The 22,293-nt window shown below is 40.7% G+C and carries 14 protein-coding genes; 8 read left to right on the forward strand and 6 right to left on the reverse strand.

The genetic code is table 11. The features are described from left to right. Positions 1-161 precede the first annotated feature (161 nt). The 5 genes from nrdB (at position 162) to DRF63_RS05475 (ending at position 7,856) form a co-directional block, all read left to right on the forward strand. On the forward strand, positions 162-1,292 hold the full coding sequence (nrdB, locus tag DRF63_RS05455) for a class Ia ribonucleoside-diphosphate reductase subunit beta (RefSeq protein ID WP_005597716.1): 1,131 nt from the start codon (positions 162-164) through the stop codon (positions 1,290-1,292). Positions 1,293-1,553: 261 nt separating this feature from the next. Beyond that, positions 1,554-2,603 carry a galactose-1-phosphate uridylyltransferase gene (galT, locus tag DRF63_RS05460; RefSeq protein WP_005597718.1) on the forward strand — a complete coding sequence of 350 codons (1,050 nt, stop codon included), beginning with the start codon at positions 1,554-1,556 and terminating at the stop codon, positions 2,601-2,603. 27 nt (positions 2,604-2,630) lie between these two features. Further along, positions 2,631-3,785 (forward strand): galactokinase, encoded by a 1,155-nt coding sequence (gene galK / locus DRF63_RS05465; protein ID WP_005597720.1) that lies wholly within the window; start codon positions 2,631-2,633, stop codon positions 3,783-3,785. Between the two features lie 57 nt (positions 3,786-3,842). Further along, on the forward strand, positions 3,843-4,811 hold the full coding sequence (locus DRF63_RS05470; protein ID WP_005597721.1) for a galactose-1-epimerase: 969 nt from the start codon (positions 3,843-3,845) through the stop codon (positions 4,809-4,811). Between the two features lie 24 nt (positions 4,812-4,835). Next, positions 4,836-7,856: a glycoside hydrolase family 2 TIM barrel-domain containing protein gene (locus DRF63_RS05475; RefSeq protein ID WP_005597722.1), complete on the forward strand. Its 3,021-nt coding sequence runs from the start codon at positions 4,836-4,838 to the stop codon at positions 7,854-7,856. Positions 7,857-7,973: 117 nt separating this feature from the next. Here DRF63_RS05475 and DRF63_RS05480 read toward each other — a convergent pair whose 3' ends face one another. The 6 genes from DRF63_RS05480 to DRF63_RS05505 all read right to left on the reverse strand — a co-directional run bounded on the left by DRF63_RS05480 (position 7,974) and on the right by DRF63_RS05505 (position 19,388). Then, positions 7,974-13,391, reverse strand: a complete 5,418-nt coding sequence (locus tag DRF63_RS05480; protein ID WP_108744154.1) for a calcium-binding protein — start codon at positions 13,389-13,391, stop codon at positions 7,974-7,976. 19 nt (positions 13,392-13,410) lie between these two features. Continuing rightward, a complete protein-coding gene (locus DRF63_RS05485) occupies positions 13,411-13,884 on the reverse strand; it encodes a hypothetical protein (protein WP_005604711.1) in 474 nt (157 codons plus the stop codon). Between the two features lie 185 nt (positions 13,885-14,069). Continuing rightward, positions 14,070-15,167 carry an iron-sulfur cluster carrier protein ApbC gene (gene apbC, locus DRF63_RS05490; RefSeq protein WP_005597746.1) on the reverse strand — a complete coding sequence of 366 codons (1,098 nt, stop codon included), beginning with the start codon at positions 15,165-15,167 and terminating at the stop codon, positions 14,070-14,072. Positions 15,168-15,170: 3 nt separating this feature from the next. Then, entirely contained in the window at positions 15,171-16,721 is a 1,551-nt protein-coding gene (locus DRF63_RS05495; protein ID WP_005597748.1) for a peptide ABC transporter substrate-binding protein, read from the reverse strand. A gap of 14 nt (positions 16,722-16,735) precedes the next feature. Next, positions 16,736-17,389, reverse strand: coding sequence for a YchE family NAAT transporter (locus DRF63_RS05500; RefSeq protein WP_005597750.1), 654 nt, complete (start codon positions 17,387-17,389; stop codon positions 16,736-16,738). 121 nt (positions 17,390-17,510) lie between these two features. Further along, on the reverse strand, positions 17,511-19,388 hold the full coding sequence (locus tag DRF63_RS05505) for a SurA N-terminal domain-containing protein (protein ID WP_005597752.1): 1,878 nt from the start codon (positions 19,386-19,388) through the stop codon (positions 17,511-17,513). A gap of 228 nt (positions 19,389-19,616) precedes the next feature. On the opposite strand from DRF63_RS05505, the gene DRF63_RS05510 reads away from it, so the two are divergent. The 3 genes from DRF63_RS05510 (at position 19,617) to DRF63_RS05520 (ending at position 22,268) form a co-directional block, all read left to right on the forward strand. After that, complete coding sequence (locus tag DRF63_RS05510) at positions 19,617-20,930, forward strand: cation:proton antiporter (protein ID WP_005617492.1); 1,314 nt, start codon at positions 19,617-19,619, stop codon at positions 20,928-20,930. Between the two features lie 121 nt (positions 20,931-21,051). Further along, complete coding sequence (gene rpsO / locus DRF63_RS05515; RefSeq protein WP_005597777.1) at positions 21,052-21,321, forward strand: 30S ribosomal protein S15; 270 nt, start codon at positions 21,052-21,054, stop codon at positions 21,319-21,321. A 77-nt stretch (positions 21,322-21,398) separates the two neighbouring features. Beyond that, entirely contained in the window at positions 21,399-22,268 is an 870-nt protein-coding gene (locus DRF63_RS05520) for a DUF808 domain-containing protein (protein WP_005597779.1), read from the forward strand. Positions 22,269-22,293 lie beyond the last annotated feature (25 nt).

Here is a 22,293-nt window from a genome sequence, read left to right on the forward strand (position 1 = left end):
TACAAGCGGTTGAATTTGTGAAAAATTTTGCAAAACTGTAGCAAATTTAGACAATGCAGGCTTTAACATTTTTTCCCCACTCCCTCATTTTTCTTCTGTACGAAGAAAAATCTGTCCCTCTCCCACAAGGGGCGAGGGTAATTATTTAAAAAGGAGATAACATGGCATACACCACTTTCTCACAAAATAAAAATGATCAATTAAAAGAACCGATGTTTTTCGGGCAAAACGTGAATGTTGCTCGTTATGACCAACAAAAATATGAATTATTTGAAAAGTTAATCGAAAAACAGCTTTCATTTTTCTGGCGTCCGGAAGAAGTTGATGTCTCGCAAGATCGCATCGACTACCAATCATTGCCGGAACACGAAAAACATATTTTTATCAGTAACTTAAAATATCAAACACTACTTGATTCCATTCAAGGACGTAGCCCGAACGTGGCATTTTTGCCGTTAGTATCGATTCCGGAGTTGGAAACTTGGATCGAAACTTGGACGTTTTCCGAAACGATCCATTCACGTTCTTATACGCACATTATCCGTAATATCGTGAATGATCCGTCGATTGTGTTTGACGATATCGTGACTAACGAAGAAATTATTAAACGCGCGAAAGATATTTCTTGCTACTACGATGATTTAATTCGAGATTCGCAACTTTATACACTCTACGGAGAAGGTTGCTATACGGTGGACGGCAAGCAATACCAAGTGACGTTACGCAACTTAAAACGCCAACTTTATTTATGCTTAATGAGTGTGAACGTACTGGAGGCGATTCGTTTTTACGTATCGTTCGCTTGTTCTTTTGCGTTTGCCGAGCGTCAGTTAATGGAAGGTAACGCTAAAATTATTAAATTCATTGCACGTGATGAATATCTACATTTAACCGGCACACAAAATATGTTGAACATTATCGCATCCGGACAAGACGATCCGGAAATGGCGGAAATTGCCGAAGAATGTAAGCAAGAAGCTTATGATCTGTTTGTAGCGGCGGCGGAACAAGAAAAAGAATGGGCGGCGTATTTATTTAAAGACGGCTCAATGATTGGTTTGAATGAAGATATTTTGGTGAAATATGTCGAATATATTACCAATATTCGGATGCAAGCGGTCGGATTACCCCGCCCTTTTGCCGCCTCTTCCAATCCGATTCCTTGGATTAACGCTTGGTTGGTGTCTGATAACGTACAAGTTGCACCGCAAGAAGTTGAAGTCAGTTCCTATTTAGTCGGGCAAATTAATGCCAAAGTCGATAGCAACGATTTCGACAGCTTTGAACTTTAAAGAAAAACAAGCGGTCGCTTTTCCATTATCTTTTGCAAAAAAGAGGGAAAATTCGACCGCTTACTTAAATCGAAATCCATAAAAATTCTATTGATTTCTATCACTTATTTTCTTTCTTCTACAAACTGTTTATATCGTTCAATTAGCTAAAATTACAGCAAAACCATCGGACTGCGCTCACTTCTGTGATCATTATCACACACAAAAAAATCAATGTCGGCTATACTCCAATTCTAAAAACTCAAATGGAGAAGTTCTACAATGAGCCAACAATTTATCCTAAACGATCACCCTCATCGTCGTTTTAATCCGTTAAAAAATCAATGGATTTTAGTTTCTCCGCATCGTGCGAAACGTCCGTGGCAAGGCCATCGGGAAGAAACGGTTGCGGATAATAAACCGAGCTATGATCCGACTTGTTATCTCTGTCCGGGAAATAAACGCATTACCGGCGAACAAAATCCCGTTTATAGCAAACCTTTCGTCTTTAAAAACGATTTCTCCGCACTACTGCCGGATACACCGGCGCCGGAAGCCGGTTCCGATCCGCTTTTCCAAATTTCACATACCCAAGGCGAAAGCCGTGTGATTTGTTTCTCGCCCGATCACAGTAAAACCTTACCGCAACTGTCAGTGGCTGAAATAGAGCAAGTCGTACAAGTTTGGCAAGAACAAGCTAACGAATTAAAAACGCGTTATCAATGGGTTCAAATTTTTGAAAACAAAGGCGCCATGATGGGCTGTTCTAATCCACATCCACACGGTCAAATTTGGGCAAGCAATTTCTTACCGAACGAAATTGCGATTGAAGACGAATGTCAGGCAAATTACTTTGCTCAATACGGTCGTCCATTGCTTCTTGATTATGCCGAGCGTGAATTAACTAAAAAAGAACGTATCGTCGTCGAAACCGAAGACTGGATTGCAGTGGTGCCTTACTGGGCCGGCTGGCCGTTTGAAACCTTGCTGTTACCTAAACGTAAACACTTTAAACGCATTACCGATTTAAACGAAGCCGAACGAGCGGATTTAGCACTCGCACTTAAAAAGCTAACCACTCGCTACGATAACTTATTTAATATCAGTTTCCCGTATTCGATGGGCTTCCATTTCGCCCCGTTTAACGAAAGTGACAATCAACATTGGCAGCTACACGCCCATTTCTATCCGCCGTTGTTACGTTCGGCAACCGTGCGTAAATTTATGGTCGGCTACGAGATGATGGCGGAAAGTCAGCGAGATCTGACACCGGAACAAGCGGCGGAAAGACTCAATGCGGTGAGCGACAGCATTCACTATAAAGATCAATAGAAAGAAATAGCGAGAGAGAAAGATAGAATGAAACCACAACAGCTTGCGACACAGAAATTTAGCGAACATTACGGCTACTCGGCAGCTCAAACCGTATTTGCTCCGGGGCGGGTCAATATTATCGGCGAACATACCGATTATAACGACGGCTTCGTAATGCCGTGTGCGATTAACTACGGAATGGCGGTCAGCTTTAGTAAACGTGACGATTCGGTTTGGCGAGTGTATGCGATTGATATTGATGAACAAGATGAGTTTGACCTTAGCCGACCGATTGAACCGTCCGAACACAAATGGGCGAATTACGTACGCGGCGTGGTGAAATATATTCAAGAAAAATGTCCGGAGTTTAAACAAGGTGCGGATTTAGCGATGACCAGCGACGTGCCGATGTCTTCCGGTTTAAGTTCGTCCGCCGCATTAGAAATTTCAATCGGTAAAACTGCGCAAGTGCTAGGCGATTTACCACTCAGTTTGGCGGAAATCGCCTTGATCGGACAACAAGCCGAGAATAAATTCGTCGGCGCAAATTGCGGCAATATGGATCAACTTACCTCGGCGCTCGGACAAAAAGATCAAGTGATTATGATTGATTGCCGTTCGTTAGACATTACCCCGACACCGGTACCGCACGGCTATTCGATTGCGATTATCAACTCTAACGTGAAACACGATTTAGTCACCGGTGAATACAACAGTCGCCGTCAAGAGTGTGAATTTGCCGCACGATTCTTCGGTGTGAAAGCATTACGTGATGTTACATCGGAACGATTTATCGAGCGAGCGGCTGAATTACAAGCCCAAAATGAGTTAGCTTATAAACGTGCAAAACATATCATCAGCGAAAATCAACGCGTATTGGAAGCGGTTGAAGCCTTAAAAGCGAATGATATGGTCAAACTCGGTCAATTAATGGCGGGGTCGCATGATTCTATGCGTGACGATTTTGAAATTACTATTCCGGAAATCGACTACTTGGTCGAACTGGCACAAGTGGCAATCGGTAAAAATGGCGGCGCACGTATGACCGGCGGCGGTTTCGGCGGCTGTATCGTTTGCTTGGTACCGGATGAGAAAGTGGAACATTTACGCCGAATCATTGCGGATAACTATGAAAAACAGACCGGTATCAAAGAAACTTTCCACCTTTGTACCGCTTGTGATGGCGTTCATCTTATTTAATCGTTCATCTGCAGAAATCACGGAAATTTCCGTGATTTCTTGCTTTCGGAGCAAGTTATGAAAACCTTTACCCTAGAAAACTCATTTCTTAAAATTACGTTATCCGACTTCGGTGCCGCTTGGCTTTCTTGTGTGGTGAAACACCCGAAAGGCGAACGTGAAGTGTTAGTTACGACTTCTGCAGAAAATTGGCAAAATCAGACCGCTTACTTTGGAGCAACTTGCGGACGTTATGCCAACCGTATCGCTAATGCCGAATATCAGCTTAACGGCAAAACCTATACTTTGGTTAAAAATGACGGTAAAAACACTTTACACGGCGGTGCTAACGGGGCGGATAAACAAATTTGGCAAGCGGAGCAGCTTGATCCGCAAGCGGTCAAATTCAGCCGAATTTTTGCAGACGGCGAACAAGGTTTCGGCGGTGAAGTTTATGCCGTTGTGACTTATCGTTTGAATGGAAAAGAAGTCGAAATTGCATTTGAAGCAACCGCCAATCAAGATACCCCGCTCTGCTTTACCAATCACGCTTATTTCAATTTACTCGGCGCAGGTGATGTGCTTTCGCATCAATTGATGATTAACGCAGACGAATATTTACCGGTCGGTGCAGACGGTATCCCGATTTTACCGTTTAAAGCGGTTGCTCACACCGGTTTTGATTTTTCAACGCCTAAACTTATCGGGCAAGACTTGCTGAAAGATACCGATCAACAGCTGGTAAAAGGCTACGATCACGCTTTCAAATTGGTAAAAAACTCTGCAAAACCGACCGCTTGTTTAACGGTTGAAGATCTTGCACTTGAACTCAATACCTCAATGCCGGCACTACAATGCTATTCGGGAAATTGGCTTGGCGGGCAACCAAATCTGAGCGGTTCAACTTATCAAGATTACGCCGGTGTTGCTTTAGAACCGGAGTTTTTCCCCGATTCGCCAAACCAAGCCGAACTGGCAAAATTTGGTGGCATTACCAAAGCAGGCGAACGCTATAAACACGATATTCGTTACACCTTTCACTTTTAATTTGTAAACATCGAGGAAATTATCATGATACTGCCGAATTACTTCCAAGATCCCAATACGCTCCACGTAAATACCGTTGAGCATCACGCTTATTTTATTCCGCATCAACAGAATGAAACCGCTTTAAGCGGTAAGCGCGAACAATCCGATTACTTTACTTTGCTTAACGGACAATGGGATTTTAATTACTTCCAAAGCTATCATGACTTGCCGGATAATTTCCTTGATATTGCGTTTGAACATAAAATTCCGGTGCCGGCAAATTGGCAAAATCACGGTTTTGATCATCATCACTATACGAATATTAACTACCCGTTTCCGTTTGAACCACCGTTTGTACCGCATCAAAATCCATGCGGCGTGTATCACCGTACTCTTCAACTTACTCCGAAAAGCAATAAGCGTTATTTGCTCAATTTTGAAGGCGTGGATTCCTGTTTATTTGTTTATGTGAATAAACAGTTTGTCGGTTATAGTCAAATTAGCCACAACACCTCAGAATTTGATGTTAGCGATTATTTACAAGCCGGCACCAACCATTTAACCGTCGTGGTACTGAAATGGTGTGACGGCAGCTATTTAGAAGACCAAGACAAATTCAGAATGTCGGGCATTTTCCGTGATGTCTATTTGCTTGAGCGTGAACAAAATTATCTGCAAGATTTCTTTATTCAATATGAATTGGATGATGAATTACGTCACGCAAATCTGAAAGTGGAAACGCTGTTTAGCCGTCAGCCGCAAGCGATTGAATATCAATTACTCAACCCGAACGGCTTTACCGTTTTCAATCAAACCGATACGCATCTCAATATTGAGGTAGAAGATATTCAGTTATGGAATGCAGAAAAGCCGCAACTTTACACCTTAATTTTGCATACTGCGGAAGAAGTGATTGTGCAAAAAATCGGGTTTAGAAAAGTGGAAATCAAAGACGGCATTTTATTATTTAATCAGCAACCGATTAAATTTAAAGGAGTAAACCGCCACGATAGCGATCCGAAAACCGGTTATGCGATTAGCTACGCACAAGCGCATAAAGATTTACAGCTGATGAAGCAACATAATATCAATGCAATCCGCACCGCCCATTATCCGAATGCGCCTTGGTTTAGCGAGCTATGCGATCAATACGGTTTTTATTTGATTGGCGAAAGCGATGTCGAGTCACACGGTGCGTCAATGCTCACCGTCAAAATGCCTGAGCCGAGTATTCTCTTAAATCACCAAAATGATTTGCAAACTGAGCGTATCCGTCAAGATATGATAGATAATTACTGTTACTTTGCCCGTGATCCGCTGTTCAAAAAAGCGATTTTAGACCGCCAACAAGCCAATGTGGAACGAGATAAAAATCGTACTTCGATTATTATTTGGTCGTTGGGGAATGAAGCCGGCTATGGTGCCAATTTTGAAGCGGCGGCAGCGTGGATTAAGCAACGTGATAAATCTCGTTTAGTGCATTACGAAAGCTCGATTTATCAACATTCCGCCGATAATAATGATCTATCGAATTTGGATTTTTATAGTGAAATGTACGGCTCAACCGAAGATATCGACCGCTATTGTGCCACTGCGCAAGCCAAACCTTTCGTGTTGTGTGAATACAGCCATGCAATGGGTAACTCAAACGGCGATGCGGAAGATTATTGGCAAGCGTTCCATCGTCATCCGCAATCATGCGGCGGTTTTGTGTGGGAATGGTGCGATCACGCCCCTTACCGTGCTAACGGACAATTCGGTTACGGCGGTGATTTCGGCGAAAGTCCGCACGATGGAAATTTCTGTATGGACGGTTTGGTTTCACCGGATCGTATTCCGCACAGTAACTTATTAGAGCTTAAAAATGTGAATCGCCCTGCACGTGCCGAATTAATCGATAACCAAATTGTGATCCACAACTACTTGGATTTCACTGATCTTGCCGATTATTTAACGATTGATTACGAATTTGTCGAAAACGGCGTAGTTACAAGCGGTGGAAATTTATCCGTTTCTTGCAAACCACACAGCAGTGTAATATTGCCGATTGAGTTACCAAAAAATAACGGGCATTTATGGCTATTAAATTTAGATTATCGTTTAAATACTGCGACAGAATTATTGGAAGCAGAACATTCACTTGGCTTCGAGCAGCTCAATTTATTTAGCGAAAATAAATTAGTGTTACCAAAATTTACGATTGAAAAAAGTACATTTGAAGTACAGGAAGATCACTTCCGCATTAACGTACACAACGGTCAATTTAGTTACCAACTAGACAAACAGAAAGGGATTTTCAGCCGTATTGAAAAAGCCGGTAAAGCGATTATTCAGCAACCGTTAGATTTTAATATCTGGCGTGCACCAACCGATAATGATCGTCTCATTCGTGAGGCGTGGCAAAATGCCGGCTACGATAAAGCCTATACCAGAGCGTATGAAATTCAGTGGCAGCAAAGCGAACAAGCGGTCGAATTTTCAGTAAAATCTGCAATTGTGTCAATTTCTCGCGGTCGCATTTTAACACTGGATATTCGTTATCGTATCTTCAATGACGGGCAAATTTCGGTGGAAATCAACGCAATCCGTCCAACCGAATTACCGTATTTACCTCGTTTCGGTTTACGCTTCTGGCTTGCTAAAGCGGAAAATACGGTCGAATATTTCGGTTACGGCGAGCAAGAAAGCTATGTGGATAAGCACCATTTAGCAAATTTAGGCATCTATCATACTACGGCAAAACAAAATCATACCGATTATGTTAAACCGCAGGAGAACGGCAGCCATTACGGTTGCGAATATCTCAAATCGGAAAATCTGTTTGTGAGTGCAAGCCAACCGTTTAGCTTTAATCTCTCGCCCTATACGCAAGAGGAATTAACGGAGAAAAAGCATTATTATGAACTGCAAGAGTCCGATTACAGCGTATTGTGTATTGATTACAAAATGAGTGGTATCGGTTCAAACTCATGCGGCCCAAACTTAAAAGATCAATATCGCTTAATGGAAAGCGAATTTAAAATAAGATTTGATCTCATATTTGATAAAACCATCCGTCAATAACTTATAAAATGGGAAATAGTTATTAGCCAAGAGTAAATTTCTTAAAATCAGGCTATATTCTTACACTAAAATCAAATCGGCACAGTTCAAAAAAACTGTGCCGATTTCTTTCGTATGTTATAAAGCAGCTGTTAAGCTATTGATATATTGTTTTACCTCTTCAAGCGACACAAGAGATATCTCTCCTCCGTGCTTCTGAGCAAAGCCGGCCATCGACTCAACCATCTTCTCCACCTGAGTGCTCACCAACGTTTGCTCATTCGATAAACGAATATTTTCTATTTTATGATCTTGGTGTGAATACCAATTTTGAACCGTGACTTTATCCTCACTTAATAATGATTTAATAATCAAATCGTTATTTTCTCGGCTAAACCAAAGTTCGGATAAATTAATATCAGTAAATTTTAAGGTGTCGATATCTCTTGCGCGGTTATCATTATTGGTATCTTCATAAACGATATCCTGTCCGTGTCCTTTGCTAAAGATATAGGTGTCCGCACCGTAGCCACCTCTTAGAATATCATTACCTTTGCCGCCGATGAGGGTGTCATCGCCATTACCGCCATTAACCGTATCATTACCCGCACCGGCATCAATCACCGAGTTACGTCCCCAGTCGTTGATATTATCATCACCGTCAGTGCCAAATAATGCCATACCTTGTTTACCTAGTTCATCACGAGTTATACTGCGGTCAGCAAATTCCAATTTGTCAAATTGATAATCTACATGGTTGTAGAAGGATTTTATCGTGACCGAATCCGTATCATGATAACCGAATAACATTAAGTCATTATCTACTCGTCGGAATTTCACTTCCGCATAATTCACATCAGTAAATTTTAAGGTGTCGATATCTCTTGCTCGGTTATCATTATTGGTATCTTCATAAACGATATCCTGTCCGTGTCCTTTGCTAAAGATATAGGTGTCCGCACCGTAGCCACCTCTTAGAATATCGTTGCCTTTGCCGCCTTCCAAAATGCTGTCCCAATCCGCATGATCCTTTATATCATCATTGCCATCGGTGCCGTATAGATGAAGCCCTGCTTTAATCAGTTCATCGCGAGTTATACTGCGGTCAGCAAACTCCAATTTGTCAAATTGATAATCTACATGGCTGTAGAAGGATTTTACCGTGACCGAATCCGTATCATGATAACCGAATAACATTAAGTCATTATCTACTCGTCGGAATTTCACTTCCGCATAATTCACATCGGTAAATTTTAAGGTGTCGATATCTCTTGCGCGGTTATCATTATTGGTATCTTCATAAACGATATCCTGTCCGTGTCCTTTGCTAAAGATATAGGTGTCCGCACCGTAGCCACCTCTTAGAATATCATTACCTTTGCCGCCGATGAGGGTGTCATCGCCATTACCGCCATTAACCGTATCATTACCCGCACCGGCATCAATCACCGAGTTACGTCCCCAGTCGTTGATATTATCATCACCGTCAGTGCCAAATAATGCCATACCTTGTTTACCTAGTTCATCACGAGTTATACTGCGGTCAGCAAATTCCAATTTGTCAAATTGATAATCTACATGGTTGTAGAAGGATTTTATCGTGACCGAATCCGTATCATGATAACCGAATAACATTAAGTCATTATCTACTCGTCGGAATTTCACTTCCGCATAATTCACATCAGTAAATTTTAAGGTGTCGATATCTCTTGCGCGGTTATCATTATTGGTATCTTCATAAACGATATCCTGTCCGTGTCCTTTGCTAAAGATATAGGTGTCCGCACCGTAGCCACCTCTTAGAATATCGTTGCCTTTGCCGCCTTCCAAAATGCTGTCCCAATCCGCATGATCCTTTATATCATCATTGCCATCGGTGCCGTATAGATGAAGCCCTGCTTTAATCAGTTCATCGCGAGTTATACTGCGGTCAGCAAACTCCAATTTGTCAAATTGATAATCTACATGGCTGTAGAAGGATTTTACCGTGACCGAATCCGTATCATGATAACCGAATAACATTAAGTCATTATCTACTCGTCGAAACTTCACTTCCGCATAATTCACATCGGTAAATTTTAAGGTGTCGATATCTCTTGCGCGGTTATCATTATTGGTATCTTCATAAACGATATCCTGTCCGTGTCCTTTGCTAAAGATATAGGTGTCTGCACCGTAGCTGCCTTTTAACGTATCATTACCCTCTCCGCCGATAAGTAGATCATCACCTGCACTACCCGATAAGTTATTATCTTTTTGGCTACCTAACAAAATATTATTTTTTTCATCGCCTTTTAAATCCGTCGATTCTGCAAAAATTACTCCAGCCTCTCTTAAACGGGCAATAGTTAAGTTAGAAGTAGCCGCCCAGTTTTCATAAAATCCTTGTGCTTTAGCATAATCTATATAACGGCTTAACAGTAATAGCCCTTCTTTCCATTCCGTAGGATCGTTAAAGAAAGAAAGGTATTCGCTTAAATCATATAATGCATTTTCAGGCGATTGTTTAAAAGTAGAGTTAAATAAGGCTTCAGTACGAGAATAATCGGTTACCCATTTCCCTTCGAATTGTTTCGCATTAACGCTATAAACATATTTCTTCAAACGCGTTTGTAAAAGTAAAGAACGGTAGGCAAGTTCTACGGTTGTTTGATACATATTATTCACTTTATCAGTAATATAGCGAATGTCTTTATCCGTCGTGTAATAAAGTTGATCGATATTTAACCCGTAGAGCGAATTTAAAGTCGCAATTTTTGCCTTACTCTGTTCAAAGTTTTGCATAACGGTAGGATCATGCTTTGCATTGCGTATACTACTTAATTGAGAAGGCGTGACTCTAACGACAGAAGCACTACTATCGGTACTTTCTACCGTTTTAAGTAATGTTTTATCATAATGTTGATACTGTAAATCCGTTGCCGCCCATTTATCTAAAATGGCAGGCAATAATTCTCGTTGTGCCTGAAAATCGGAGGCCTTAGTGTACTGTTGTAATAAAGCAGCCAACTCCTCAGAAAGTGCGGCGGCTTCACGCAAATCCCGAACCCGACCGGTGCCGGTTAGATTAATTGTGCGACGTTGTTGCTCGGTTAAATTTAACGCTTCGGTAAATCGGCTATAAAACGGGTTAAAACTGAAATTTAAATCGCCCATTTGTGCAAAAGTACCGTCCGTTTTTTCATACTTCCCAAGCTGAGCAAGGATATTATTGCCCGCTAGAAAATCATTACGCTCTTCATAGGCGGTATGTAAAGATTTAATATTCAAACTTTCTAAGCTAAACAGCTCATTCGCTTCACTAAAACCGTTTTGATTTAAATCCCGCCAAATTTGGAGTTTAGAAAACAGCTTATCATTTTGGTCGATACGCTGATCTTGGTTTGTATCCAAATCGGCTAATGTCGCAAAACCGTGTGCAGAAATACTGCCGTCGGAAAGTTGATTTTTATTACTAAATAACTCGCTTATATCATTAATAATGCCGTCTTGGTTACGATCTAACACTAAAAAACCGTCATCCGCAGCGAGCCAGCCCGTTGCGGTACGAATACCTTTTCCTTCATGATCGAATAACGCGCCTTGTCGCCCGTTCATCGACACGGTTTCAAGCCCATCTCCATCTAAATCTAAAGCTAAAGGATCGTAAATATCATAGTTACGTCCCGGGTTATTTGGCGCATTCACATCGCTATGATTATCTTGATTGCTTCCGTTATTTTGGTTATTCCCATTATTTCCGTCCGGTTTATTCAGGTCGGAGGCATTATTTCGGTGATTTCCATGCCCGTTCCCGCCCCAATCTTTGCTATTTCCTGCTCCCGACGAGTTATTTTTAGCGCCGCCACCGTTTTTTCGTTCAATATAAAAAGCAGGACCATAAAAACCCGTATCTTGGCCTTCAAGGAAATAATAATAGCTATTAGGATCCAACAACCTTATTCCTAAATCACCATTTTTAAAATTTTTAACCGTAATACTTTTTTCGCTAAGTGCTTTTCCGTTTTCGTCAATAGGCGTAACAGTTAATAAATCAGCTGTAAACTCCACCAACGGACTTTTTAACTTTTTAACGGCGGGCAATTTTAGTCCTTTAACTTCATAACGATAATTAGTATAATCAGTAAAAAGCTCATTAAGCATAGTCGCATGAGCGAAAGTCGCCGTTTTCTCTTCCCAATTATAATTTTCTAAAACTGCGTAAGTTAATAACCCCTTTTCAACCTCTTTTATTTCTTCTTTCGTTATGTACTCGCTAAACTCTACCCGCTTAGGATCCGCCTTAGGTACCCCTTTTTCTCTCACAAAATAGACTTTACCTTTGCCGTCGGCGTCTTCAATTGTATCGCCTACTCTCGCATAATAAGTATCATTCCCCTCACCACCGAGAAACAAATCCTCATGTTCAGTTCCTTTAAGCACATCATTCCCTTTGCCGGTGACATAAACCACGCCATTTTTAGTGTAAGGGGCTAAGGGATTATCAAGTTTAGCCAAGCTATCGGAAAAAGACTGGATAAGTTGTGATAGCAACATTCTATTTAAAGTTGGAGTCAATGCTCCAAACAACAATTTAATGATATCCGAACCACTAACAGACAGCCCCAATTTCTCTAACACGCCTTTTTCAATTTTCTGATTGGCAATATCAAGCGTAACTTCTTTACCCGCAATCCTACGGGTGATTTTAGTGCCTTCAATCTTACTGTCGTTGCCGGCCGTGCCGTAAATAATCGGTTTTAATTTGCCCGTATCTTTATCTTGATATAAATGCTTAATTGAGCCACTGTCCCATAGTTTTTTAATAATTTGGTCTAAACCGCCGTATACTTTCGCCGCATTCACTAAACTCCAATGGCTTTTCTTCGCCGCTTCCGCTTTAAACCTTGTTTCGTCTAACGTGTAGGTTTCCACCTCGCCGGTAAAGTTAAGGTTTACCGTTCCACCGATACCGGATGGGTCGATAATACTTTCCAAACCACGATTCACTAAGTTAGACCAAAAGCCGCCGACAAAATCAAAATCTTCTTGCTTACCAAGAGGTTCAATACCAAAGTTTTCAATATAGCGTTTGCCTGATTCTTCTATAACAAAAAAGGCATTGTCGCTCATTTTAAATCCTGTGGTATTCCAGATATAGGCGCGTTCGAGTAAATCCCCTTTGCCATCGTCATAAAAGCCTAATGTCTGGACTTCACCGGCAAACATGCCATTTACCACTTCTCCGCCTTTCGTATAACCCAGCATTTCCAATATCTGCGCTTTGGAATATTTGCCCGGTTTTAAACCGACCAAGATTTTTTCCTGCTGTGAACGAATAGGCGGGACTTGCGGCGCAATAATGCGTGATTTCCCAGCATTAAAAAAATCTCTTACAACGCTAAAGTTATCAGCGGTCACAAAACGTCCCGGCCCCACCATAAATTCTTTTCTATCAATATCATCATCTCCTTTTCCTATTTCAGAAATAAGTGAATCATCCAATCTATCTTTAGGTAGAGTTTTCGTTTTATATAAATATAAATTGGTCACATCTTGCATAGTTAATTTTGTCATAATAAATTTCTCTCTTTAATTAATATAAGTAGCTTGCTCTTTTAGGATTGCCGCAATTATCAAAAACAATACTAGTTTCCCATCGTTCAGGTTCTCTATTCGCTAAGGTTCTTAAATATTTTACGATTACATACCTATATGCCTTACCTTCCACACGAACATCCCAATCTTGTGGAACTGCATCTGCTGGCCATGAGGTAATTTCACAACAATTTGGATTGAGTTTTTTAAATTCCTCTATTGTTAAATATGGTTTTATTTCTAAAGGTTCATCAGTATAAGCATCGTATGTTTTTTTAGATTGATGCTCCAGCATATAGTTAATTGCCCTATCAATCAGTTCTTGCTTCGTATGCCTATCATCAAAATAACTTCCGTCCTTTTCACAATAACCGCTTAACATCAGCTGTTCCCATTGATAATTTTGATACCAGGCATAGCTGATAACGACACCTAAGACCAACAGCGCAATGTAACGTTTTTTTATTTTCATTTTGTTTCCTTTCAAATTAATAAAAATAATTCACTAACATTTCATTACAATAACATAATATCCTGACAAACCAAATCAAATAGCAGTCCAACAGCGAATCGTACTAATAAAAAAGCGGTAGGATTTGCAAATTTTTCTGCAAATTCTACCGCTTGTGTTCTTTGTGTTTTCGTGGTTATTAAAACTTATTTTACTTCACGAATCATAATTTCAGACGGGATAACCGAACCTTGCCAGTATAATTCCGAAGCGACTTTTGCCGCTAATTCAATATAGGCTCGGCTGGTTTCGTGTTCCGGTGCCGCAACGACGGTCGGTGTGCCGGCATCCAAATCTTGACGTAAGCGAATATGCAACGGCATTTGTCCTAATACTTTAGTACCGTATTTCTTCGCCACTTTCTCCGCACCGCCGGTGCCGAAAATATCTTCGTGGTGACCGCAATTTTGGCAGATATGTACGCTCATATTTTCAATGATACCTAAGACCGGTACCGACACTTTTTGGAACATTGAAATACCTTTCACCGCATCTAATAACGCAATATCTTGCGGAGTGGTTACCACCACCGCACCGGTAACCGGAATTTGTTGCGAAAGAGTAAGTTGGATATCGCCCGTACCCGGCGGCATATCGATTACAAGGTAATCCAATTCCGTCCACCATGTTTCATTCAATAACTGGCTTAATGCCGAACTCGCCATCGGGCCACGCCAAATGGTCGCATTATCATCCGCCATTAAATAGCCGATTGAGTTCGATTGAAGACCATAGACTTCGATCGGTGTGATATGTTTGTTATCCGGAGACGTCGGACGCTGATCTTGCGCACCTAACATATGCGGAATAGACGGACCGTAAATATCCGCATCCAAGATCCCGACTTTTGCGCCTTGCGCTTTTAACGCTAACGCTAAGTTTACCGAAGTGGTCGATTTACCCACTCCGCCTTTACCTGATGTAACCGCAATAATATTTTTTACACCGTTTACTGCCGGATGGTTATTGGCACGTTTTAAGGTTGCAATTTGGTAATTTAAGATCCATTTTACCTCGTTTGCGCCGGTAACTTGTTTGAGTTTTACTTCCGTGTCCGCTTTCAATGCTTCAAAGCCGCTGTTCCAAGCAAACGGCATGGTAAATTCCAAACGCAAAATGCCTGCGCCTAATTCCGCTTTTTTAAACGCATTCAATGCGATTAAGTCTTTTTGCAAGGTAGGGTGAGTGAAATTTTGTAAGATAAATTTAATTTCACTTAATTGCTGTTCGTTAAGTTGATTCATCGATTAATCCTTGGGCTTCATTCGATATAAATGTTTACTATAAATTACTTCGCTATCGTTATTTAAATCAATACCTAAAATGGTGGGATCTAATGCAACACGGCGATAGTATTGGAACATCGGAAGTACGGCGACATCGTCATCAAGGTGTTTAACGACACTCTGAATCAATTGTGTTCTTACTTCTTCCGTTAAATTTTGATTTTGTAACCTTTCCAACTTTTCATCTACTTGCGGATTATGATAATTGCTTTTGTTATCAACGCTTTTAGAATGAAAATGTAATAGAAACGGTAACGGATCGGCATATTCGGCACACCATCCGGCTCTGCTTAACTGATAATTTTTTTGTTCTCTTACCGCTAACAGTTGCGACCAATCGAGTGCTTGAGGGGTAACTTTAATTAAATCCGATTGCCCTAACGTTCTAATCATTTGCTGAGCGATTTCCGCATGTTTGCCCTGTTCGTCATAACTCAGCGTAATCTGTAACGGGTTATTTGAATTGATTCCCGCTTGTGTCAATAAAGTTTCAATAATAATCGGGTTCCACTGATGCTCAGTCGAATTTAACATACTCTTCGGTAACACCGAAAAATTCGCAATACCGTATTGATGCGGAATACGGGCGGACAAAATCATCGTTTTTATTGCCTGGCGAATTTCTTTATGCTTTAACTGAGGATCGGCAAAATTAAACTCATAATAATAATTACATAACCGAGGGAATTCCCAAATATTATGCTGTTGTCCTTCTAACGGATTCTCCACTATATCGAACGGTTTAATCGATTGTAAAACCGAGATACGATGATATTCCACTTTGGCAAAAGAAGGATTATTTTTAACCGCTTGCAGTAATAAACTTTTGTCCGTTTGAGCGGCTAATGCATAATCGCCATTCGTAATCAGCATATTAGGATTCGGTATCTCTCCCTGATAACTCGGCAATAAAGCAACGTGTGCCAACATTTTGGGTAAAACCAAATTCGGTTTTTCCAAGCGAATTTGTAATGTGGTCGCATTCAACGCTTTAACGCCCAATTCACCGACCGCTTTCTCTTCGTTCAGTATTTCTTTAGCGTGTTTTAACTGCATATAAACTAAATACGGCGCTAACGGTGAGGCATTCTTTGGATTAGCTAAACGTTGCCAGCTTAACACGATATCTTGTGCGGTAACCGCTTTACCGTTAGACCATTTTGCATTTTCATCTAAAATAAACAACCAGTCTTTATTATTTTCGGTAAACCATGTTTTCGCCAATGCCGGTTGAGCGATACCTTTTTCATTATAAGCCAATAAGCCGCTAAATAGATCTCGTAACGGAGCCGATTCCGCCGACGAATAAACAAAATGCGGATCCAATTGAAATTTATTCGTGTAAATCGCTCGTTTTAAAATATTATGGTCTATGATCGGAAGTGTTTCGGGTTTAGCCGGCTCAACATGCTTGACCGGCAAATCCCGCTCACAGGCGGATAATATAAGCAAACAAGCTAATAAACCGACAAGATTTTGGAAAAATTTGACCGCTTGTTTCGCAGAGTGCATCTCATTCTATCCTTCTAATGAACGGAAGTTAATCCCGGAAATAAATTACTAAGCCCAGCTACAATAATTTCTATACCTAAAGCCATGAGGATCAGTCCCATAATACGAGTAACCACATTCGATCCCGTTTTACCTAATTTTTTCACTAACGGTGCGGAAAAACGGAATAAGATATAACATACCGCCGCAAATAAAATAATCGCCGCACTGAATCCGATATAATCCGTAACTTGATGATAACGAGTTCCCCATACGATCGTCGAACCGATTGCGCCCGGCCCCGCCATAATCGGCATTGCAAGCGGGACTACGCCGATATTTTCGTATTCGCTGACATCCGCATTCTTTTCTTCTTTATTTTGTTTATGTTCTCCGAGTTTACCGCTAATCATCGTCATGGCGATGCTGACAATCAGAAAACCGCCGGCAACTCGGAAAGAATCCAGCGAAATGCTGAAAGCGTCTAAGATAAACTTACCGAAAAATAAACTAACCAATAGAATCACACCGATAGATACCGAAGTAACTAAGCTCGTATGATTTCTTTCCGCCTCATATTGATGAGCGGTCATACCGAAAAAAATGGGAAGTGAACCGAACGGATTCACAATCGCGAATAATCCAATAAAAAATTGAAGATAAATAGCAAGATTAAGATCGATTTCCACAGCTCACCAGCCTTCTAAGAGGGAATTATGCGTTATTATATAGAGTAAGAAAAATAAGACAAAACAAAAACGCCTAGAACATATCAGTTTTAGGCGTTTTTAAATATCAATCAAAACCGAATTAATGGGCTTGAGATTCCGCTTGTCCCATAAAATCTTGATTCACTTCAATCGAAGCTCTGGCACGTAAGTCTTTGAGTAAATCATTACGTAACAGTGTCTGTTCCGCCTGAGCAAATTGTACCGAAAGCGGTTTAAATTCCTCTAAGCTTCCGTCGATCACTTTATCTAAAGCAACAATAATCACATCGCCTTGTTGGTTACGCGCTACCTGATAAACAGCTTTGTCCGCCGGCTTCGGCATAGAAAAAACCGTTTGAGCTAATAACGGATTCTCACTTTCCGCCTGTGCGAATACTAACGTCTGAGCATTACCGAAAGAAACTTTCTCATCTTTACCTTCGTTAAGCGCTTTAACTTGTTCTTCCGCTTTCGCTAATAGGATTTGTTCCGCTTTTTGCTGTTTTATCGCCTCTGTGACCTCAGCTTTAGCTTCTTCTAAGGTTTTTACACGTTCGGCTTGATAATCGCTTACACGTACAAACATTGTTTTCGGGTTATGTTCGTCTCCGATATCCATCGCATCCGAATTCTGACCGCTTTGGCGTAACTCTCCGTTAAATAATGCTTTTAATACTTTTTCATTATTCAGTTCCGCCGGCACGTTTTGTTGGGTAAATTGTGCGGATTTTTGCACTTTTACACCGCCTGCTTGTGCAACCGATTCCAAACTGCCGCTATTCTCAAATGCTCTATTCGCCATTTCGCGCGCAATATTGGAATATTCGGTTAGAAGCAATTCTTGGCGAATCGTTTTAGTAATTTGATCTTTTACCTGCTCAAGCGGAATAACCGTTTCAGCCTTACGTTCCAACACTTTGATGATGTGATAAGCACCATCTACATTAACTACCGCACTTACTTGACCGTCTTGTAATGACGCAGCGGCAGCTTCAAACGCTTTCGGGAAAGTACCTGCTTTCGCCCAACCTAAATCCCCGCCTTGCGCAGCGGATAATTTATCGGTTGATTTAGTTTTGGCCAATTCGGCAAAATCAGCTCCGTTTTTCACTTGTTCCGCAACAGCCTTAGCATCAGTTTCATTCGCTAACTGAATATGGGCGAAACGAGTTTCGCCTTTAGTCGCGTAATCCGCTTTATTTTTTTCATAATAAGTTTTGACTTGCTCGTCATTAACTTGCACATTATTAGCTACGTCCGTCGGTGTTAATGTTACATATTCCACCGTTAATTTTTCCGGTTCGATTAATTCGGATTTATGCGCATCATAATATTTTTGTAATTCTTCCGCCGAAGCCGCTTGATTCGTCGCTTCCTTAGCAATCGAATAATTCGCTAAACGAACTTGACGTTTTTGAAGTAACAGTTTTGCTAATAACGCTTCTTGTTCCGGTACGTTAAAGTCACTGCCGATAACTCCTTCTTGGATTTGAGAGAAAAGCATACCTTCATTAACGATTGCCGCGTAGCCGTCCGCACTTAATCCGTTACTTCTTAAGGTTTGTTGATACAAATCGTTGCTAAACTTACCGTCTTGCTGGAATACCGGGCTATTTACAATTTCCGATTTAATTTGTTCCGCACTAATACCTAATTTCAATTCTTTAGCGTATTGACGTAATAACTCTTCATCAACTAAGCCGTTTAACACGGACTGATTAAACTGTTTTGCATATTCCGGCGTATCAAGCAAATCCCAAAAACGTTCTCCCATCTGTGCGTTTAACACACTTTGCTGACGGTTTTTAGCCGCATTAAACGCTTGTTGAGTAATTTCCGTACCATTGACTTTTACCGCCGCCGTGTCACCGCCGACTAACCCCGTACCGATACCGGTAATTACGAAAGATAAAGATACCAAGGCAAAAATAATTTTAAAAACGGGACCTTTCGTCCGTTCATGCATATTCTCAATCATGGATAAATTCCTAGAAGTTCATTACAAAAAATTGTCGTGATTATACTGTAAACCAAGTAATTCTCAAATGTGTAATTTTCAGAAAACGTTATCCGGCAACAAATCGCCAGTTTAAGGAAATCCAGTAACTATTCTTTACATTAATTCGGAAACTTGTTTTAATCTATGCTTTAGACCTATATGCAAGCGGTCTGTTTTCACTTTTTATTTACTTCGACAGGATTACCCATGGGAATTTATGCCTATATTTGTTTCCTCTCCGCTCTGTCTATTTTACTCGGCTTCATTACAAGTAAAATTAGTGCCAAAGTACAATCCACTATTGCAATTAGTGCCGCTGCAATGGTCTGTTCCCTACTCGTTTGGATTTTAGGTTCTTTAGGTTTATTTAACATCGATACGATGGCTAAAGAAGTAATGGAACAAATTGATTTCAAAAGTTTCTTACTTAACGGCATTTTAGGGTTCTTACTGTTTGCCGGTTCTTTAGGTGTCAAACTGCCGATTCTTAAAGATCAAAAATGGGAAATCACCGTTTTTGCGCTCTTCTCAACGCTTGCCTCTACTTTCTTTATCGCCGGTTTAATTTATGCCGTCAGCCATCTTATCGGTTTACCGATTGACTTTATTTACTGCATAGTATTCGGTGCGTTAATCTCTCCGACCGACCCTATCGCCGTATTAGCGATTATCAAAAACTTACGTGCGCCAAAACGCTTATCGATGCAGGTGGAAGGCGAGTCTTTATTTAATGACGGCGTCGGTTTGGTTATTTTTATTACGGTATTTACCATTGCGTTCGGTGGTAAAGAAACCGGTTTCTCCGACATTATGGGGCTTTTTCTACATGAAGCAATCGGCGGTATCCTATTCGGTTTCGTACAGGGTTTCATCGCACATATCTTAATTTCCTCCACCGATGACGGTTCGATGGAAATGTTGATTACGCTAACCATTCCGACCGCCGGTTTTATGTTCGCAAGTAATGTATTGCATGTATCCGGCGCACTAGCAATGGTAGTGGCAGGCATTATGATGGGAAACTGGACGCGTCATTCGGGGTTCTCCGAACAGAGCCAACGTTATCTGGACCATTTCTGGGAAATGATCGATCATTTCTTAAATTCTTTATTGTTTTTCCTTATCGGCTTTGCATTATTACTGGTAGATTTCAATATTTATGGGGTCATTTTAATGATTGCCGCTATCCCGATTTGCCTGATCTCTCGCTATTTTAGCTTATGGATTCCGTTTAAATTGATGCAACAATTCCGCACCTATAATCCTTACACGTTAAAAATTATGAGTTGGGGCGGATTACGCGGCGGATTGGCTTTAGCTATGGCTCTTTCTATTCCGAGTAAAGTCGCATTTGTTGAAGATATTGATGTTAAAGATCTTATTTTAGTTATGACCTATGCTGTCGTGATGTTTTCCATCTTAGTACAAGGCTCCACAATTGAACCGATGATTCGTAAAGCGAAAACCGTCGATCCGAATAGAGAGGAATATTTAAAACCGAGCGGTCATTCTTTGCATTAATTTTGCAAATTTTAGTTGAAATTTAACCGCTTTATCTTTAGAATTCGCAGTTCCTGTCCTAGCTGAGTTAGAGATCGGCTACGGATGTATTATCAACCCTTAACGAAAAAAGGATATTAAAATGTCTCTAAGCGTAGAAGCAAAAGCAAAAATCGTTGCTGAATTTGGTCGTGATGCAAAAGACACTGGTTCATCAGAAGTTCAAATCGCATTATTAACAGCTCAAATCAACCACTTACAAGCACACTTTGCCGAGCACAAAAAAGATCACCACGGTCGTCGCGGTTTATTACGTATGGTTTCACGTCGTCGTAAATTATTAGACTACTTAAAACGTACTGATCTTGCTAAATATTCAGAAACTATCGCACGTTTAGGTTTACGTCGCTAATTTCGAATTGAAATCAGAAGAGCCGAGCTATTTAGCTCGGTTTTTTTATAAATTCTATTTTTAAGGAAAGTGTCTCAATGGCATTCAGCTCATTATTTACATTATTAGATGATATTGCATCCGTACTTGACGATGTATCGGTTATGACAAAAGTGGCGGCAAAAAAGACCGCCGGTGTCATCGGTGACGACTTAGCGTTAAATGCGAATCAAGTCAGCGATAAACATATTTCACCGGATCGAGAATTACCTATCGTCTGGAGCGTAGCAAAAGGTTCGCTTATTAATAAAGTCATTTTGATTCCGCTCGCACTGTTGCTTTCAATTTACTTACCGCAGGCAATTCTTCCATTGTTAATGATTGGCGGTGCCTATTTATGTTTTGAAGGCGTAGAGAAATTATTACATAAATTCCTTCACAAAAAAGGCGAATATAATGCGGTTTCTGCGGAGGAACAAGTTTCAGAAAAAGATAAAATTAAAGGTGCGATTCGTACCGATTTTATTTTGTCGGCGGAAATTATTATTATCGCTTTAGGCGTATTACAAGAATCATCCACGATGATCAAAATCCTTTCTCTTTCAAGTATCGGGATCGGGATTACCGTGTTTGTTTACGGCTTGGTCGGATTAATCGTAAAACTGGACGATATCGGTCTATGGTTAATGCAAAAGAAAAGCGGGCTATCGCAATCTATCGGTAAAACGTTGCTGGTAGTAATGCCATGGTTTATGAAATCGCTTTCGGTAATCGGTACAATCGCTATGTTCTTAGTGGGCGGCGGTATTTTCTCGCATAATATTGCCGAAATTCATCACTTTGTCGAACATTTGGCTATTCCTGCACAGTTCGCCAGCCTTGTTGATTTAGTGGTCGGTATTATCGTCGGTTCAACTTGCTGCCTAATTATTTTACCGTTAATGAAACTATTCGGTAAAAAGCACTAATTCATCCCGCAAAAAAGCCGCTTAT

It is taken from the genome of Actinobacillus pleuropneumoniae (assembly GCF_003290385.1).
In the GTDB taxonomy this organism is placed as follows: Bacteria; Pseudomonadota; Gammaproteobacteria; order Enterobacterales; family Pasteurellaceae; genus Actinobacillus; species Actinobacillus lignieresii.

Excerpts from the sequence above, each read along its gene's own strand:
- DRF63_RS05475 (WP_005597722.1), top strand. The coding sequence starts at position 4,836 with ATGATACTGCCGAATTACTTCCAAGATCCCAATACGCTCCACGTAAAT.
- DRF63_RS05510 (WP_005617492.1), top strand. The coding sequence starts at position 19,617 with ATGGGAATTTATGCCTATATTTGTTTCCTCTCCGCTCTGTCTATTTTA.
- DRF63_RS05505 (WP_005597752.1), bottom strand. The coding sequence starts at position 19,388 with ATGATTGAGAATATGCATGAACGGACGAAAGGTCCCGTTTTTAAAATT.
- DRF63_RS05520 (WP_005597779.1), top strand. The coding sequence starts at position 21,399 with ATGGCATTCAGCTCATTATTTACATTATTAGATGATATTGCATCCGTA.
- nrdB (WP_005597716.1), top strand. The coding sequence starts at position 162 with ATGGCATACACCACTTTCTCACAAAATAAAAATGATCAATTAAAAGAA.
- DRF63_RS05470 (WP_005597721.1), top strand. The coding sequence starts at position 3,843 with ATGAAAACCTTTACCCTAGAAAACTCATTTCTTAAAATTACGTTATCC.
- DRF63_RS05480 (WP_108744154.1), bottom strand. The coding sequence starts at position 13,391 with ATGACAAAATTAACTATGCAAGATGTGACCAATTTATATTTATATAAA.
- rpsO (WP_005597777.1), top strand. The coding sequence starts at position 21,052 with ATGTCTCTAAGCGTAGAAGCAAAAGCAAAAATCGTTGCTGAATTTGGT.
- galK (WP_005597720.1), top strand. The coding sequence starts at position 2,631 with ATGAAACCACAACAGCTTGCGACACAGAAATTTAGCGAACATTACGGC.
- DRF63_RS05495 (WP_005597748.1), bottom strand. The coding sequence starts at position 16,721 with ATGCACTCTGCGAAACAAGCGGTCAAATTTTTCCAAAATCTTGTCGGT.
- apbC (WP_005597746.1), bottom strand. The coding sequence starts at position 15,167 with ATGAATCAACTTAACGAACAGCAATTAAGTGAAATTAAATTTATCTTA.
- galT (WP_005597718.1), top strand. The coding sequence starts at position 1,554 with ATGAGCCAACAATTTATCCTAAACGATCACCCTCATCGTCGTTTTAAT.
- DRF63_RS05485 (WP_005604711.1), bottom strand. The coding sequence starts at position 13,884 with ATGAAAATAAAAAAACGTTACATTGCGCTGTTGGTCTTAGGTGTCGTT.